The organism is Methylobacterium sp. J-090 (genome assembly GCF_022829345.1).
In the GTDB taxonomy this organism is placed as follows: domain Bacteria; phylum Pseudomonadota; class Alphaproteobacteria; order Rhizobiales; family Beijerinckiaceae; genus Methylobacterium.
The window spans coordinates 1-16102 of sequence record NZ_JAKSXV010000119.1 but is presented as its reverse complement, the minus strand read 5'-3'; the positions used below and the strand labels follow the sequence as shown (position 1 = coordinate 16102).

Below are 16102 nucleotides of genomic sequence, written 5' to 3'. Positions count from 1 at the left end.
CGCGCCGGGAGCCCTGCCTTGCGGCGTGCGTTCGGAATGATAGTCCGACCGCAACCGCCCTTCACCGATCCGAGAACAATCCCCATGGCCGACGCCTCCTTCGAGTACGCCCGCCCGAATCCCGCCGACGTCGTCGCCGGCCTGGAGGCCGTGCGCGGACAGATCCGGCAGGCGGCCGAGGATTCCGAGCGCGATCCGGCGTCGGTCAACTTGGTGGCCGTCTCGAAGCTGATCGCGGCCGAAGGCATCCTGCCGGCCCTGGAGGCCGGGCAAAGGGTGTTCGGCGAGAACTACGTGCAGGAATCGAAGGCGAAGTGGCCGGCCCTGCGGGAGCGGTTCCCGGACGTGGAGCTGCACCTCGTCGGGCCGCTCCAGTCGAACAAGGCGCGCGAGGCGGTGGAGCTGTTCGACGTGATCCACGGCCTCGACCGGCTGTCCCTGGCCGCCGCCCTGGCCAAGGAGATCGCGCGGAGCGGCCGGACCCCGAAGCTCCTCATCCAGGTCAACACCGGCGACGAGCCGCAGAAGGGCGGAGTGTCGCCCGCGCAGGTCGACGTGCTGCTCGCCGAGTGCCGCGACACCCACGGACTCGCGATCAACGGCCTCATGTGCATCCCCCCCGCCGAAGACCCGCCCTCGGCGCATTTCGCCCTGCTCGCGCGCATCGCCGCGCGCCACAACCTGCCGATCCTGTCCATGGGCATGAGCGCGGACTACCCGGCCGCGATCCAGATGGGCGCCACGCACGTCCGCGTCGGCACGGCGATCTTCGGGGCACGGCCGGCCAGGACCGGGTGACGCGCCCCCGCGAACGAGACCGCCGTCAGAGCGTCGCCACCACGCGCGCCATGGCGACGCGAAGGGTGGCCGCTTCGTCCGCCCCGTAGCACTGCTCGAACGCCGCCTGCGCCTCGCGCCAGAGCGGAACCGCCTCCGCGAGGCGGGCCGTACCCGCCGGCGTGAGGGAGAGCTCCCGGGTGCGGGCATCCCGCCCCGTGCCCATCGCCACGAGCCCATCGCGCACGAGGGGGCGAAGCGCCCGCCCCAGGGTCGTGCGATCCAACACCAGCCAGGTCGCCAGGGCGTTGATCGGCATCGGCCCGGCCCGGTCGAGCCGGGCCAGGATCGGATACTGCGTCACCCGCAGACCGGCCGGTGCGAGGTGCCGGTCATAGAGCTGCGTCAGCTGCCGCGCGCCCTGGCGAACGGCGAGGCAGGTGCAGAGCGCGACCGGCATGGGCTTCGTCATCACGGCCCTCTCCTGTCCATGGCCACGGCGTGGCGGGTGACGCTTGAATAAAGCGCGCATATACGCCTATTCAAGGTGCTGACGACGGGCGGTTCCCCCGAGCTTCGAGTCACGCATGGCCTTGGCCCTCACCCTCTCGACAGACTTGGCCGGCGCCTTCGCGCGCCGCGACATCCACTATGGCTGGGTGGTGGTGGCGGTGACGTTCCTGACCATGCTGGTGACCGCGGGTGCCGTGGGCGCGCCCGGGGTGCTGATCCTGCCCCTGCAGCAGGAGTTCGGCTGGGACACGGCGACGATCTCGTCGGCGCTGGCGATCCGGCTGGTGCTGTTCGGCCTGATGGGGCCCTTCGCCGCCGCCCTGATGAACCGTTACGGTCCGCGCCGCATCGTCCTGATCGCCCTGTCCCTCATCGCCGGCGGCCTGATCGCGTCCCTCGGGATGACGCAGGTCTGGCAGTTGATCCTGCTGTGGGGCGTGATCGTCGGAATCGGCACCGGCCTCACGGCCCTCGTCCTCGGGGCGACGGTGGCGACCCGGTGGTTCTCCCATCGCCGCGGCCTCGTGGTCGGCCTGCTCACGGCGAGTTCGGCCACGGGCCAGCTCGTGGTCCTGCCGATCCTGGCGGCCCTGACCGAGCAGTTCGGCTGGCGCGCGGCCCTCCTGCTGATCTGCGGACTCCTGCTCGTCGCGGGCCTCGGCGTCCTCGCCCTGATGCGCGACCGGCCGGAGGATCTCGGACTGCTGCCCTATGGCGAGACGGTCCCCCTCGCCGCCTCGGCGACCGTGCCGGCCCCCGGCCTGGGCGCCAGTGCGGCCCCGAGCGCCGGCGGCGCCATCGCGGCCCTGCGTGAGGCCGGCCGGACGCGGGTGTTCTGGGTGCTGTTCGCCACGTTCTTCATCTGCGGGGCCAGCACCAACGGCCTGATTCAGACCCATTTCATCCCGCTCTGCGCCGATTACGGCATCGGGCCGGTCCAGGGCGCCAGCGTGCTCGCCGCCATGGGAATCTTCGACTTCGTCGGCACCGTCGCCTCGGGCTGGCTGTCCGACCGCTACGACAACCGCTGGCTCCTGTTCTGGTACTACGGCCTGCGCGGCCTCTCGCTCATGTTCCTGCCGTTCTCGGACTTCTCGTTCGTCGGCCTGTCCCTGTTCGCGGCGTTCTACGGCCTCGACTGGATCGCCACCGTGCCACCCACCGTGCGCCTCACGACGGCGCGCTTCGGCCGGGAGCGGGCGAACCTCGTGTTCGGATGGGTGTTCGCCGGCCACCAGCTCGGCGCGGCGACGATCGCCTACGGCGCGGGCCTGTCGCGCACGGCCCTGTCGAGCTACCTGCCGGCCTTCTTCGCCGCCGGCGCCCTCTGCCTGATCGCGGCCGCCCTGATCCTGACCCTGGGCGATCCGGCCCGGCGCACCGGCGGCATCCCGAATGCCGTGCCGGCGCACTGACCGGGGAGCGTGACGATGAGGCTACCCGATCCCCATCCGCGTGCGCGGCCCGAGCCGGCGCAGGAGCCGGACCAGGTCCGCGCGCTTGAGCGCCACGCAGCCCTCCGTCGGCGTGTAGCCGGGCCGTGCGCAGTGGAAGAAGATCGCCGAGCCGAGGCGTTTCCGGATCGGTCCGCGATTGTAGTCGAGGTCGACGACGAGGTCGTAGAGCCCGTCGTCGCGCCACATCCGCTCCGCGCTGACGGGGCAGGGCAGGGCGACGGGCCGGTTGTAGCGCCGGTCGCCGGGTTCGTCGCACCAGCCGTCGCCGGGCCGCGTCGGGCGCAGGGGGAGGGCGGTGCGCGGGCGGATCGCGAAGACGTCCGGGCGGTAGACGCCGCCCCGCAGGCGAAACCGTCCCCGGGGCGAGCCGCCATCGCCTTCGCGCTTGCGCTGGACCATCCCGGAGCGACCCAGGGCGCAGGGGATGACGACGGGACCGGCCAGGACCTGTCCACGGGTGCGATCGCCCACGAGCGGGCGGACCTGCAGGCGCGAGAGGGTGGTTCGCTTCATGGCGCCCCTTATCGCTTGGGCGGGCGCGGGAGACCATCCGCACCGGCGACACGGCCCCTCGGCATTCTGCGTCGCCGCGCGGCTGAAACTTTAGGTCGTCATCACCCGTTTGTGAGAGAGTCGCGGACTTTTCCCCACAACGCAGTCCAGTCCGCACAGGGTCTCCGATCCGGTCGTTGTCTCCCCTCGGCATCGACCGGCTTCGGCATTGAATTACCTCGGCATCGGCTTGGCGCCGATGCTTCCATCCCTATCCTTTGTCCGGTGATCACGCGGTAAGGTGTGATCTCGCTCGTGCGTGAAAGTCGTCTGGTCGATGCCCAATACCCATCGCCTGCTGATCTGCGACGATGATGCCGCGTTGCGGGAAACATTGTCGGAACAACTCGATCTCTACGAGGAATTCCGCGTGATCGGCACCGGCGACGCCAACGGCGCCATCGCCTGCGTGACCGAGGGGCGGATCGACCTCGCGGTGATGGATGTCGGCTTGCCGGACATGGACGGGCGCGAGGCCGTGCGCGCCATGCGCCGCAACGGCTATCGCGGCCCCGTCATCATGCTCACCGGTCAGGATTCCGAGGACGACACCGTCGAGGGTCTCGAGGCGGGGGCCAACGACTACGTCACCAAGCCGTTCAAGTTCGCCGTGCTGCTGGCCCGCATCCGCGCGCACCTGCGCAGCCACGAGGCGAGCGAGGACGCGGTGTTCCAGATCGGGCCCTACACCTTCCGCCCCGGCGCGAAGCTCCTCGTGGACGCGCGCGGGTCGAAGCTGAAGCTCACCGAGAAGGAGACCGCGATCCTGCGCTTCCTCTACCGTGCCGGATGCGCCGTGGTGGGCCGCGACACCCTGCTCGCCGAGGTCTGGGGCTACAACGCCCAGGTGACCACCCACACCCTCGAGACGCACATCTACCGCCTGCGCCAGAAGATCGAGCCGAACCCGGCGCTCGCCGCGATCCTCGTGACCGAGGGCGGCGGCTACAAGCTGCTGCCGTAGTCGCGCGCCGCCGCTTGCGCTAAGCTCGCGCCGGAACGGAAAAGGGACGGAGCGGCTTGGGGTTCGACGACGACATCGCGATCCTGGCCGCCGCACCGTTGTTCGGATTCCTCGGCCGGGATGCCCTGCGCCTCCTCTCCTTCGCCGCCGAGCGGCGCAGCCTCGCCCCCGGCGACCGGCTGTTCGCCCGGGGCGAGGCCTCGGATGGCGGCTTCGTCGTCCTGTCGGGCACCATCGTGCTGGCCCCGCGCGTGGCCGGCGGCGAGACGGTGACGGTGGGCCGCTCGGCCCTCGTCGGGCGCCTCGCCCTGCTCCTGCCCGGGGAGCGGCCCACGGACGCCCATGCGGCGGAGGCGGCGGCGGTGATCCGCATCACCCCCACCCTGATGCGGCGCGTGCTGGCGGAATTCCCGCACGCCGCGCAGGCCATCCACGACGAACTCGCCGACGATCTGGCCCAGCTTGCGCGCGACCTCGATCGCGTGCGCCTCCGGTTCGACGCCGTCGCGTCCTGACGACCGATCCCGCCGGAATGGCGAGAATGTTCACGGCCGCGTGAGCGCTTTCCTAAGATGCGGGGGCGCATGATCGCTCCGTCGATCAAGCGCCCTCGGTCGTTCCGCCCCGTGCGGTCCCGACCTGTCTCCGAGGGCCGCCAACCCGAGGGGTCGTCAGAGCCATGCCGAACACCCTCCCGAACACGTCCCGGGACGAACCCCGGGAGCGGCGTGCGCAGATCGCCGGGGCCGCCTTCCTCGTCCTGGCTGTCCTGGGAGCGGTCTGCGCGGCCACGGTCTATTCGAGCCGGATCATGGTCTGCCACGAGACGAACAGCTATCTCACGGACCAGAACTACATCGACATCATGATTGCCAACATCGTCCGCGAGGGCGACCATGGCGGACGCGCCTACGGCAACGGCCTCGATTATCTCGGCGACCGCACCGAGTGCTGCCTCATCGAACGGATCACCGACAGGCTCCCGTCGGGGACCCCCGGCAAGCCGGAAGTCTCGGTCTCGGCCAAGTATTTCAACACCACGCGCCAGGACTACGTCCTGATCCAGCGCCGCTTCGACGCCTGCGGCCACGCCGCGTCGAAGCCCCTGACCGCCGGCTGAGGTGACAGGGCGGGCGGGCTTTTGTAAGCACGAAGCCCTCTCTCACCCCCCGGAAGCCGCCATGTCCCACGCCGACCTCGCCACCACCATCGAGACCGCCTGGGAGGACCGCGCCGGCATCGACACCGCCACCAAGGGCGCCGTGCGCGAGGCCGTCGAGGACGCCCTCGCCCTCCTCGATTCCGGCAAGGCCCGGGTCGCCGAGAAGGTGGACGGCGACTGGCAGGTCAACCAGTGGCTCAAGAAGGCGGTGCTGCTGTCCTTCCGCCTCAACGACATGGAGATCATCCATGGCGGTCCCGACGGCGCGACGTGGTGGGACAAGGTCCCGTCCAAGTTCGAGGGCTGGAAGAAGAAGCATTTTCGCGAGGCCGGCTTCCGGGCCGTGCCCGGCTGCATCGTGCGGCGCGGCTCCTACATCGCGCCCGGCGCGGTCCTGATGCCGTCCTTCATCAACCTCGGCGCCCATGTGGGCGAGGGCACCATGGTGGACACCTGGGTCACCATCGGCTCCTGCGCGCAGGTGGGAAAGAACTGCCACATCTCCGGCGGCGCCGGCATCGCGGGCGTTCTGGAGCCGCTCCAGGCCAATCCGGTGATCATCGAGGACAATTGCTTCATCGGCGCCCGCGCCGAGGTGGCCGAGGGCGTGATCGTCGGCGAGGGCAGCGTGCTGTCCATGGGCGTCTATATCGGCGCCTCCACCAAGATCATCGACCGTTCGACCGGCGAGGTCATGTACGGCCGCGTGCCGCCCTATTCCGTCGTGGTCTCCGGCACCACGCCGGGCAAGGACCTGCCCGACGGGACGCCGGGCCCGGGCCTGTACTGCGCCGTCATCGTCAAGCGCGTCGATGCGGGTACCCGCTCGAAGACCGCCATCAACGAACTGCTGCGGACCTGATACGGGGCGCGGCTCGGGCGGGGCCGCCCGAGCCGCCTGTGTCGCATGTCGGAAGGCCGGGGCCGGCCCCATCTTCCTGAAGGTTGCACCGTCGAGACCACGCGATGATCGAGCCGGCCTGTTCCGCCCGTAGCCTGTCCCTCACCGTCGCCGGGCGGCCGATGCCGACGCCCTGCGACGTGATCGGGAACGGCCCCGACGCCCTGCTGCTCCCGGCCCTGTCGTCGATCTCGGCCCGGGCCGAGATGCGGCCGCTCGCCAAGGATCTCGGCCACGATTTTCGCTGCCACGTGCCCGACTGGCCGGGCTTCGGCGACCGGACTCGCGCGCGGATCGCCCTCAACCCCGCCACCATGCACGCCTTCCTCGACGCCCTGCTGGCGGTGGAGCGCGGCCCCTACGCGCTCGGCGTCGCCGCCGGCCACGCGGCGGGCTACCTCGTGGCCGCCGCCCGGCGCCATCCCGGCCTGTTCGAGCGCCTCGTCCTCGTGGCGCCGACCTGGCGCGGGCCGTTTCCCACCATGATGGGGCCGGACCGGCGCGGCCTCATCGCCGGCATCCGCCGCGCCGTCGAACTGCCGATCCTCGGCGAGGCCCTCTACCGCCTCAACATCAGCCCGCCGGTGATCGGCCGGATGATGCGGGCCCACGTCTACGCCGACCCGGCCCACGTCACGCCGGGGGTAATCGCCGACAAGCACGCCGTCACCCGCCATCCCGGCGGCCGCTTCGGCACCGCCGCCTTCGTCACCGGCGGCCTCGACCCGTGCGAGACCCGCAGGGACTTCCTCGACCTGTTCGCGGATGACGGCCTGCCGCCGATCCTCGTCCTGCGCCCCGAGCGCGCGCCACGTCGCTCCGGCGCGGAGATGGACGCCCTCGTCGCCACCGGCCACGTCGCCCGTGCGTCGGTGCCGGGCGCCCTCAGTCCGCACGAGGAATATCCGGGCGAAGTGGCGGCGGCGATCCGCGCGGCCTGAGGCCGGTCGGACGCCGTTCAGGCGGGGTGTGCGAAGACCGGACCCGTTGCCATAGGAGTGTTGCACGGGAACCCTATGGTGTGAGGCCGTTTCCCCTCCGACGCTTCCGTTCCGTACACGATCCCAGAGACGCCGATGGCCCGCCTATCCTTCGCCCTCGTCCTGCTTGCGACCGTTGCCGGGGTTTCCCCGGGCCTCGCGCAGGATGCGCCGTCCAAGGAGGCGCAGTCCAAGGATGCCGCTCCGAAGCCGGCCTCGGCCCCGTCCGTCGCGACCACGCCGGTGACGCCGGCCAAGGTCGCGCGCCAGCCCTACCTCTCCGACACGGCGGCCCCGGACCTCGTGGCGATCCTTCCCGCGCCGCCGCGCGGCCAGTCGGCGGCGGAGACCGCCGACAAGGCGGCCTTCACGGCGACCCGCTCCCTCAAGGGCAGTCCGCGCTGGGATCTGGCCACCACGGACGTCGCCGACGGCGCCTCGGCGATCCTCGACGATTTCGCCTGCGTCATCGGCCAGCGCATCGATCAGGCCCGTGCTCCGGCCCTGATGACCCTGCTCGAGCGCAGCCGCCTCGACATCGCCCGCGCAACGCGGGCCCCGAAGGAGCATTATCGGCGCATCCGCCCGTTCGTCGGCAACGACGCGGAGATCTGCGTCGTCCGCTCGGCCGAGATCGCCAACGCCTTCAGCTTCCCGTCGAGCCATGCCACGCAGGGCTGGACCTACGCGTCGATCATGGCCGCCCTGATCCCCGAGAAGGCGACGCAGTTCTTCCTGCGCGCCCGGTCCTACGGCGAGAGCCGGGTCGTCTGCGGCCTGCACTGGATGAGCGATATCCAGGCCGGACGCACCACCGGGAGCGTGGTCTTCGCAGCGCTTCAGGGCGACGCGGGCTTTCGCACCGATCTGGAGCGGGCCCGGACGGAAGTCGCCAAGCTCGTCGCCAGCGGCGGCGCCGCTCCGGATCAGGCGATCTGCAAGCGCGAGGCGGCCGGATACGATTCGATCCTGTAGGGACGTCGCGGACGCACCCCGCGCGGGTTTCGCAAGAGCGACCCGAAAAGAAGGCCCGCCGGATCACTCCGGCGGGCCTTTCTGTTTTCCCGTGAAACCGTCGTCGGGTTCACCGCCTGGCCGTGTCTCGGCTGGCTGAGACTCTGTTGGCGGAGACTTGGCTGGCTGAGACCGGGTCGGTCGCTGCCTGCTTCGCCCTGCGGCGGCGGCGGGACAGCATGTTGAGGCCCTCGACACCGGCCGAGAACGCCATGGCGGTGTAGATGTAGCCCTTGGAGACGTGGGCGCCGAACCCTTCGGCGATCAGCGTCATGCCGATCATGATGAGGAAGCCCAGCGCCAGCATCACCACCGTGGGGTTGGCGGCGATGAAGCGCGAGAGCGGGTTCGCCGCGAGCAGCATCACCGTGACGGCGACGACGACGGCCACCACCATGATCGGCACGTGCTCGGTCATGCCCACCGCCGTGATGATGCTGTCGATGGAGAACACGAGGTCGAGGACCAGGATCTGGCCGATGGCCGCCGCGAAGCTGAGGGTCACCACCTTGGCCAGACCCGCATCCTCGGGCTCCGGCTCCATGGTGTGGTGGATCTCCTTGGTGGCTTTCCACAGGAGGAACAGGCCGCCGCCGATGAGGATCAGGTCGCGCCAGGAGAACGCCTTGCCGAACACCGTGAACACCGGCTGCGTCAGGGCGACGATGTAGGCGACGGTGCCGAGCAGTCCCAAGCGCAGGACCAGGGCGAGGCCGATGCCGATGCGCCGCGCCCGGTCCTGCTGACCGGCCGGCAGCTTGTTGGTCAGGATCGAGATGAAGATCAGGTTGTCGATGCCGAGCACGACTTCCATCACGATGAGGGTCGCGAGCGCCGCCCAGGCGGTCGGATCGCTGAAGAGGGGAAGGATGCTGTCCACGGGGAGGCTGTTCCGAACGTCGAGAAGGGCAGGGTGCTGGAAGGGCGAGGGTCTAGAAGGGCAGGGTGAAGCCGGGGCGCGCGACGCCCGGGCGCTGCGACGCCTCCGGCGCGAAGATGCGCACGGCTTTGGGCATGACCTTGAAATGGGCCGGCGTGTAGGTCGAGAGTTCCCCGTCGGTGTTCACGGGCCGGGGCTTCTTCGTCTTCACCACGATCTCGGTGGTGTGAAACGCCCGCACGTCCGCCGCCTTCCCTTGCGTGCCCCGCCGCAGGGCCGGCAGCAGGGCGAGCAGCCGCCACCAGTGCTTCACCTCGAGGCTGTAGAAATCGAGCTTGCCGTCGTCGACGGTGGCGGTCTCCTCCACGGTCATGCCGCCGCCGTAGTGCCGCCCGTTGCCGACCGAGACCTGGATGGTGGTGATCGTTTCGGTCTGGCCGTCATGCTCGAGGTAGACCGTGAACGGCCGCACCCGGCGCAGGACCCGCATGGCGGCGATGCCGTAGCCGATGGTGCCCCATTTCTTCTTCGACTCGGCCGTGAGATCGCCCGCGAGCTCCGCCGAGAAGCCGATGCTGGCCACGTTGAAATAGTAATGTCCGTTGACGCAGCCGAGATCGACGGGCCGCGCCTCCTCGCTGGCGATGAGGCCGGCCGCCGCCACGGGATCGGCGGGCAGGCCGAGGGACCGGGCGAGGTCGTTGGCGGTGCCCAGCGGCAGGATGCCCAGCGGCAGGCCGGTCTCGACGAGGGCGGGGGCCGCCGCGTTCAGGGTGCCGTCGCCGCCGCCCAGGATCACGAGGTCGCTCTGCCCCGCATGCCGCTTGATCACGGCGGTGCAGTCGGGATCGCCCGGCGGCTCGAACGGTTCGATGCCGCCCTGGCGCAGGGCCTCGCGCACGGCGTCGAGGGAGAAGCCGCCGTTGCGGGCATTCGGGTTGACGAGGAGCAGGCCCCGGCGGGTGGTCTGGCCGGCGCTCACGCGGCGTTCCCCCACGAGGCTCGCCCCGATGCGGCACGGACAGGATGCTGGATCGTCATGGGGTTCTGGACCCTCCGGTGCGTTCGCGCCGCGTGAGCGCAAAGGCAGAGAAGGGGTCCGACATCACGGTCAACGCCTCGACCGCCAGAGGGGCCCGGACCCGGTACGGTCAAGGTGGGTTGCCGAATGGGGATGGCAAGGGCGGACAACGCACGAAACCGGCCTCGCGCCCGCACGAGGGGAGGGTCGGGGACCGCCGGACTGTGACCCCGACGCCACGGTTGCCGAGGATCGTACGCGCGGGCCGATGGCGCGAAACCGAGCGCGCGCACGAAACGTTCATTCCTCGATCGACCGAACCCGTCCCCAGATCTCCCGAATCGGTCGCGACCCCGGTGATGATGCCATGCGCTACGGTTCGTATTCCGTCTGGTCCGCCGCGTTGATCGGCCTCGCCTGGTTCGCCGGACCCGCCACGGCGCAGTCGCGGCCGGGCTGGGTCGATCCGCCGGCCCGGACCGAGCCCAAGGGGGAAGCCAAGGGGGATGCGAAGGCCGACATCGGCGCACCGGCCGCCGGCAGCGCCAGGCCGGACACGTCCGTCGAGGTGGAGCCGAGCACCCCCGCCGCTGCGCGCCGCGCGGCTCATCCGTCCCGCCAACGGACGTCCGTCCGCGAGGGCCGGCGCCGGGACGCCGGCACGAACGGGCGAGCGATCCGCCCCCTGTCGCGCACGCCCGCACTCGCCGCCCCGGCGACACCGATGGCCTCGGCGGACCGCTTCCCGGAATGGGCCGCCGCCGCAAGCCGCCTGAGCGACGACTACCTCGACAGCGTCTCCGCCCCCGGCCTCGGCATGGTCACGGCCGCCCCGCGCTTCTATGCCGAGCGGGTGCGGTTCCATGGCCGGATGTTGTCGCTGGCCGCCCTGATGGACGAGAAGCGCCGCTTCGTCGCCCGCTGGCCGGAGCGGCGCTACGACCCGCAATCCGGCGCGACGCGCACGGCCTGCAACGCCGCCACCGCGACCTGCATCGTCCAGACCACCTTCGACTATCGCGCCGAGAACCCGGGCAAGGGCGCGCGGGCGCAGGGCGTGTCGGAACTCGTCCTCACCCTCGACATGTCCGGCGGCCGGCCTGTCATCGTCTCGGAGACGAGCCGCGTGCTGCGCCGCTATGGTCCGGGACCGCTCGGCGCTATAGCGGGACCCCGGCGCGGGGCCTGACGCCGCCGCGCCGAGATCCCTGGGTGATATTCTTGGACAAGGTTCTTGGACAAGATCGTTCGGCGAGGGTTCTTGGACGAGGGTTCTTGGGAGTGCGCCACACCTTGGAAGCGAGTGCCGTGAAGACCCGTGATTCGGACGACAGGAGCGCGCGCATCGAGTCCTCGGATGCGGGGCCGCGTGTGGCCCTTCGCGCGCGGATCGCCGAGGAGGTCGCCCGCCAGGGGGGGCATCCCCTGGCCCAGCGCACCCTCCTGCTGCTCACGGAAGCCGCCGTCGATCCGCAGGATGCGGCCCCCGGCTACCGCATCCTCGACCGGACCGGCCTTCCGCGCCGCATGGCCGATCCGGCGCCGACGGCCGACGGCAGGACCGTGGAAACCGTCCCCGATCGGCCCATGACCCTGGCCGATTTCGTGACGGAACTGCGCGAGCGGCACCCGGCCCTGTTCGTGCCCCCCGTGCCCGAAGAACTCGTGCCCGCCACGGTGGTGACGCGCGTCGCGGCCGAGGAGATTCCGGCAGCCGGACCGCGAACCGATGCGACGGCCGGCCGGAGTGCCGCCGCCCGCCTCGTCGAGACCCAAGCCGTCTTCGCCAGGACCGCGCTGACCCGTTCGGCGACGCGGGGGCGGGCGCTGGCGGCCTCGGCGTCCGGGGGATGGCGCGGGCTGCGCCAACGTTTCGAGGCCCGCCCCACGACAAGTCCCCCGGATGCCGCCGCCGCGCCGAATGATGCGCCGAGCAGGTCCGGGGGATTCGCCCCCATGCTGAGCGACGTGGCAGGCCAGGCGCGCGGTCGTCTCGCCGATGCGGGCGCGCGCCTGCGCGGCGCCGGCCGGGAGGGCGGGATGGTCCGCAACCTCCTCGACCGTCGCATCCTGGCCACCGGCGCCGGTCTGCTCGGCCTCGTCGCCGTGGTCGCCCTGGTCTCGCGGTCCGGCGAGGAAACCAGCCCCCCGTCCGCGCCGCCGGCGATGCCCCCGCGGTCCGAGGCCGTCGCCCCGCCGGTCGCGCCCGAGACGGCCGCGCGCGTCGATGAGGGGGCCAAGGGAGCGGACGAAGGCGCCAAGGTCGCGGACGAGCGGGCGGCCAACGCGCTCAGCGGTCCCGTCGAGGTCATCGACACCGCGACCTTGCGCGTGGCGGGCAAGCTCGTGCGCCTGTTCGGCGTCGAGTGGGTGCGCGGTGGGCAGGCCGACGAGCTGACGCGCTACCTTGCCGGTCGCACGGTCACCTGCCAGCCCGTGGCGGGCAGCGAGGCGCGCCTGTGCAACGTCGACGGCCGCGACCTCTCGGAGGTGGTGCTGTTCAACGGCGGCGGCCGCGCCTCGTCCGAGGCCACGCCCGATCTCGTCGCCGCCGAGGATCGCGCCCGCTCGGAGCGCCTGGGGGTCTGGGCCCGTTAGGAATCCGGAGGTCGGATTGCATAGGGATTAAGCAAGTCCTGCTCACTCCATGCTCAGGGGGCATAGGTGATCTACCGGCTTTCCCCCTCGTCGTTGCGGTGCACAAACCTTACTTTCCGCTCAGACGCCGCCGCACGAGACCAGGGCGGCGAAGACAAAGCCGGAAAGCAAAGCCCGTGACCCTCTCCCTCATCACCAGCCTCAAGTCCCATTGGAAGGACAACGAAACCGCCCGCCAGATCGCCCGGCTGACGGACCGCGAACTCGCGGATATCGGCGCCCAGCAGATCGGCGGCCGCATCCTTTCGAAGGCTCAGAACTACCGCGTCGCCGATGGCCTGCGCGGAACGCAGTCGCCGCTCCGCTACGCCTCGTTTCCCTCCGCCTGACCGGATTTTCCGACCGAGGGTCGGGGAGTCGACGCGATCGCCTGAACACGCCGGCCCCTTGTGGCCGGCGTTTCCATGTGCGGTGCAGCACGCCGCGACGGTGCTATCCGAACGCCCCGACCTCGTGCTGGATCATGCCGGAGAGTTCGCGCACCCGGGCGAAGGAGCGGCGGATCGGCTCGAACAGGGTGCTGTGCTCGGCTTCATAGGTGCCGACGTCGCGCGGCCCGGCCGGCTCACCGAAGTTGAGCCCGAGGGTCGGGTCCGGCGTCACCGGGAAGATGTCCTCCAGGAGGGTCAGGCAGCCGTCGATGTCGAGGCGCAGGAAGCGCTCGATGAGCGCCTCGCGGCTGACGCCCGATTGCGGCCGGAACCCGGGGATGTGCACGGCCAGGAACCAGATCCGGTGGATCAGGGCGAGGCGGATGGCGTGCAGCAGGGTCAGGCGGGGCGACATCTTGCCGAGATCGGGGGCCGCCGCCTGGAGGCTGAGCCAGTCGCAGGTGAGCCGCCCGAACAGGCGCCTGAGATCCGGCGCCAGGCGCAGGCGGTCGAGGGCGGTGGCGATGACCACGAGCTCCTCGCGGCGGCCGTCGCGCTGGGTCCGCCGCGCCCGCTCCAGCCACACCGCCGGATCGAGGGTGTCGACGTAGGCGCGCAGCACGTCGAGGTCGCCGACGCTGGCCGCGTGCTGGACGAGGCGGAAGGCGCGGGAGAACCGCACGGAATCGCGGCGCATGTCGCGAAACAGGTCCGGCGCCCGGCCGGCGGCGCGGCCGATGCCGTGGACGGAATTGGCGAGGAAGCCGAGCTGCTGCAGGATCGCGTTGTTGGGAATCGCCCGCATCTGGCGCGGGTGGGTGATCATGGTCGGCCCGCCGCCATCGGACTGGCGCGCCACGGGCCGTGAGCCGGTGCGGTCGAGGAGGCTCGGGCCGAAGGTGCCGAGCAGAGCGGCGTAGCCCGGATCGTCGACCAGGGCCTCCATGTCCTGGCGCACCACCGTGAAGAACTCGGCGGAGAAGTCGGCCTCGCCGTAGATCGGGTCGTCGGCCTCGTCGGCGCCGCTCGCCGCATCGGACAGCACGTAGTCGGCAAACGAATCGTCGTCGGCGAGATCGAGGGCGAAGACGTGCTCGGCGATGCGCTCCACCGTGGCCTTGGCGAGCGGCAGGGTGCCGAACATGAGGTAGCCGTCCGAGCCCTGGAAGCTCGATTCGAGGCGGACTCGGATGCCCGCCGCCCGGTTGCGCCGGCGCGCATCCTCGGGGGCGAGGTAGGCGAGGCGGTCGCGCAGGCTCGCCGGGTGGGCGCCCCGGCCGATGGATTCGCCGTGGGTGTCGAAGATCGCGAGCTCGACGCCGGTCAGGTCGTTCTGCACCATGAGCTCGGTGATGCGCAGGCGCAGGCGCTCGATCCAGAAGCTCGCCGCGAGCTGGCCGACGTAGCGGCCGGAATCCGAGTAGCCGAACTGCACCGTGAGCCGGCCGATGCGCTTGAGGTATTGCCGCCAGTGCGGGTTGCGCAGGGCGTCGTCGAGGACGCGGATGCCCTGCTCCAGGGCGGACGCCGTCTCGAACAGGGGCGTGATCTCGACCTTGTCGGCGATCCCGTAATGGCGGGCGAGCCAGAGGGCGGCGAGCAGGGTGTAGCCCGTCTCCGTCTCGGCGATGAGGAAGCGCACCGGATGCGTGCCGTCCACGTGCTTGAGGATCTGGGTGATGGTCATCATCAGCCGGGCGGCCGAGGCCCGCTCGGCGGCGAGCGCGCCGAAATCCACGTCGACGGCGTGGACGTCGTTGAGGAGGGCGTGGATCGTCGAGAGGTGGGAGCGGCGCTGGGCGGCGTCCGTCGGCTCGCCCTCCAAATCCGTCACCCGCCGCACGGCGTTGTGGATCTGGCTGGCGTTGAGCCGGAAGTGGGGCAGGGCGTTGGAGAGGCCGTGGGTGGCGATGCCCGAGCGCAGGATCGCGATGGCGCGCCGCTCCGCGTCCGTCGTGACCCCGCCCATGGCCCCGGCGAGGCCGGCGAGGATCGCGGTGGCGTCGGTCTGGGCGCGCTCGCGCTCGATGATGAGGGCCAGCGCGAAGCGGTGCACCGCCTCCAGGGACGGCTTGGTGCCGAGCCGCGGGGCCACGGCGAGCTGGCGGTTGACGGCGGCGAGTGCCCCGGCCGTGAGGTCGCGCACCACCTGCGTCGCCGGCACCTGCGGCAGGTGGCGCATCACCCGGTCGAGCTGCATGCGCTTCGATTCGATGCGGTAGCGCAGGGTGTCCCACCACCCGATATCCGTGCGCCCGTCCGTATCGCAGCCGACCCAGCTCGCGATGGCGAAGGGTTTCGGTACGAGTTCCGTCCAGCGGTCGGGCCAGCGCTGGCGCGCGGCCTCCAGGAGGGCGTCGTTGAAGGCGTCCACGGCTTCGCGGCCGTGGTTGGCCGCCACGCAGGCCTGGTCGAACTCGTCGTCGAGGGAAATCGCCGGATCGGGCCGGGTCGAGAGGGCGGCGGCCTTCTCCGTCAGGGGCCGGCGCGCGGCCGCATCCGCCTCGCTCGCGGCCTGGGCGATGAGGCGCGCCACGGCCTTGGGCATGCCGAAGGTCGGGTGGGCGGTGAACACCACGGCAAAGCCCGTGCGGCCGACGAGATCGCGAAACACCTCGAAATCGCCCTGGCGCTTCGGGATCGCCGCGACGAGGCGCGCCGGCGTGAGGGTTTCGTGCGACGCGCCCGCATCCCGTTCCAGACCGACATAGGCCCGCAGGCGTCCGGCCCGGTCCGCCAGGGACTGCGCCCGCAGCCGGGCGAACAGGCCGTCGAGGGCCTCCTCGTCGATCTCGCCGCGATCGAACCGACGGGTGATGGCCAGGGTCACGGCCAGCACGGGGTTGCGGAAC

General features: G+C 71.2%; 16 protein-coding genes. 11 read left to right on the top strand and 5 right to left on the bottom strand.

Annotation, left to right across the window (positions count from 1 at the left end; all coding sequences use genetic code 11):
• Positions 1 to 84 precede the first annotated feature (84 nt).
• Complete coding sequence (locus tag MKK49_RS24325) at positions 85 to 798, top strand: YggS family pyridoxal phosphate-dependent enzyme (RefSeq protein WP_244032814.1); 714 nt, start codon at positions 85 to 87, stop codon at positions 796 to 798.
• Positions 799 to 823: 25 nt separating this feature from the next.
• Here MKK49_RS24325 and MKK49_RS24320 read toward each other — a convergent pair whose 3' ends face one another.
• Positions 824 to 1249 carry a MarR family winged helix-turn-helix transcriptional regulator gene (locus MKK49_RS24320; RefSeq protein ID WP_244032812.1) on the bottom strand — a complete coding sequence of 142 codons (426 nt, stop codon included), beginning with the start codon at positions 1247 to 1249 and terminating at the stop codon, positions 824 to 826.
• A gap of 115 nt (positions 1250 to 1364) precedes the next feature.
• Between MKK49_RS24320 and MKK49_RS24315 the strand changes: the two genes are divergently transcribed.
• Positions 1365 to 2705, top strand: a complete 1341-nt coding sequence (locus MKK49_RS24315; RefSeq protein ID WP_244032810.1) for an MFS transporter — start codon at positions 1365 to 1367, stop codon at positions 2703 to 2705.
• Positions 2706 to 2726: 21 nt separating this feature from the next.
• Here MKK49_RS24315 and MKK49_RS24310 read toward each other — a convergent pair whose 3' ends face one another.
• The gene (locus MKK49_RS24310; RefSeq protein WP_244032808.1) at positions 2727 to 3260 is read right to left on the bottom strand and encodes a L,D-transpeptidase; all 534 of its coding nucleotides are present in this window, start codon (positions 3258 to 3260) and stop codon (positions 2727 to 2729) included.
• A 316-nt stretch (positions 3261 to 3576) separates the two neighbouring features.
• Between MKK49_RS24310 and MKK49_RS24305 the strand changes: the two genes are divergently transcribed.
• The 6 genes from MKK49_RS24305 (at position 3577) to MKK49_RS24280 (ending at position 8281) form a co-directional block, all read left to right on the top strand.
• Positions 3577 to 4263, top strand: coding sequence for a response regulator transcription factor (locus MKK49_RS24305; RefSeq protein ID WP_244032804.1), 687 nt, complete (start codon positions 3577 to 3579; stop codon positions 4261 to 4263).
• Between the two features lie 56 nt (positions 4264 to 4319).
• Complete coding sequence (locus MKK49_RS24300) at positions 4320 to 4778, top strand: Crp/Fnr family transcriptional regulator (protein WP_244032803.1); 459 nt, start codon at positions 4320 to 4322, stop codon at positions 4776 to 4778.
• A 164-nt stretch (positions 4779 to 4942) separates the two neighbouring features.
• Positions 4943 to 5383, top strand: coding sequence for a hypothetical protein (locus MKK49_RS24295; RefSeq protein WP_244032801.1), 441 nt, complete (start codon positions 4943 to 4945; stop codon positions 5381 to 5383).
• Positions 5384 to 5444: 61 nt separating this feature from the next.
• Positions 5445 to 6287, top strand: a complete 843-nt coding sequence (dapD, locus tag MKK49_RS24290; RefSeq protein ID WP_244032794.1) for a 2,3,4,5-tetrahydropyridine-2,6-dicarboxylate N-succinyltransferase — start codon at positions 5445 to 5447, stop codon at positions 6285 to 6287.
• Between the two features lie 104 nt (positions 6288 to 6391).
• Positions 6392 to 7267 carry an alpha/beta fold hydrolase gene (locus tag MKK49_RS24285; RefSeq protein ID WP_244032791.1) on the top strand — a complete coding sequence of 292 codons (876 nt, stop codon included), beginning with the start codon at positions 6392 to 6394 and terminating at the stop codon, positions 7265 to 7267.
• Between the two features lie 135 nt (positions 7268 to 7402).
• Complete coding sequence (locus MKK49_RS24280; RefSeq protein ID WP_244032789.1) at positions 7403 to 8281, top strand: acid phosphatase; 879 nt, start codon at positions 7403 to 7405, stop codon at positions 8279 to 8281.
• A 109-nt stretch (positions 8282 to 8390) separates the two neighbouring features.
• Here MKK49_RS24280 and MKK49_RS24275 read toward each other — a convergent pair whose 3' ends face one another.
• Positions 8391 to 9200, bottom strand: a complete 810-nt coding sequence (locus MKK49_RS24275) for a TerC family protein (RefSeq protein WP_244032787.1) — start codon at positions 9198 to 9200, stop codon at positions 8391 to 8393.
• 52 nt (positions 9201 to 9252) lie between these two features.
• Complete coding sequence (locus MKK49_RS24270) at positions 9253 to 10182, bottom strand: lipid kinase (protein WP_244032785.1); 930 nt, start codon at positions 10180 to 10182, stop codon at positions 9253 to 9255.
• Between the two features lie 406 nt (positions 10183 to 10588).
• Between MKK49_RS24270 and MKK49_RS24265 the strand changes: the two genes are divergently transcribed.
• The 3 genes from MKK49_RS24265 (at position 10589) to MKK49_RS24255 (ending at position 13208) form a co-directional block, all read left to right on the top strand.
• Positions 10589 to 11410 (top strand): hypothetical protein, encoded by an 822-nt coding sequence (locus MKK49_RS24265; RefSeq protein ID WP_244032783.1) that lies wholly within the window; start codon positions 10589 to 10591, stop codon positions 11408 to 11410.
• 119 nt (positions 11411 to 11529) lie between these two features.
• Complete coding sequence (locus MKK49_RS24260) at positions 11530 to 12819, top strand: hypothetical protein (protein WP_244032781.1); 1290 nt, start codon at positions 11530 to 11532, stop codon at positions 12817 to 12819.
• A 176-nt stretch (positions 12820 to 12995) separates the two neighbouring features.
• Complete coding sequence (locus MKK49_RS24255) at positions 12996 to 13208, top strand: DUF1127 domain-containing protein (RefSeq protein WP_244032779.1); 213 nt, start codon at positions 12996 to 12998, stop codon at positions 13206 to 13208.
• A 103-nt stretch (positions 13209 to 13311) separates the two neighbouring features.
• Here the strand turns inward: MKK49_RS24255 and MKK49_RS24250 are convergent.
• Positions 13312 to 16102: phosphoenolpyruvate carboxylase (locus MKK49_RS24250; protein ID WP_244032777.1), on the bottom strand; the 2791-nt coding region annotated here is incomplete at its 5' end.

Coding starts and splice junctions, on each gene's coding strand:
- MKK49_RS24305 (WP_244032804.1), top strand. CDS start 3,577: ATGCCCAATACCCATCGCCTGCTGATCTGCGACGATGATGCCGCGTTG.
- MKK49_RS24320 (WP_244032812.1), bottom strand. CDS start 1,249: ATGACGAAGCCCATGCCGGTCGCGCTCTGCACCTGCCTCGCCGTTCGC.
- MKK49_RS24285 (WP_244032791.1), top strand. CDS start 6,392: ATGATCGAGCCGGCCTGTTCCGCCCGTAGCCTGTCCCTCACCGTCGCC.
- MKK49_RS24295 (WP_244032801.1), top strand. CDS start 4,943: ATGCCGAACACCCTCCCGAACACGTCCCGGGACGAACCCCGGGAGCGG.
- dapD (WP_244032794.1), top strand. CDS start 5,445: ATGTCCCACGCCGACCTCGCCACCACCATCGAGACCGCCTGGGAGGAC.
- MKK49_RS24325 (WP_244032814.1), top strand. CDS start 85: ATGGCCGACGCCTCCTTCGAGTACGCCCGCCCGAATCCCGCCGACGTC.
- MKK49_RS24265 (WP_244032783.1), top strand. CDS start 10,589: ATGCGCTACGGTTCGTATTCCGTCTGGTCCGCCGCGTTGATCGGCCTC.
- MKK49_RS24310 (WP_244032808.1), bottom strand. CDS start 3,260: ATGAAGCGAACCACCCTCTCGCGCCTGCAGGTCCGCCCGCTCGTGGGC.
- MKK49_RS24315 (WP_244032810.1), top strand. CDS start 1,365: ATGGCCTTGGCCCTCACCCTCTCGACAGACTTGGCCGGCGCCTTCGCG.
- MKK49_RS24280 (WP_244032789.1), top strand. CDS start 7,403: ATGGCCCGCCTATCCTTCGCCCTCGTCCTGCTTGCGACCGTTGCCGGG.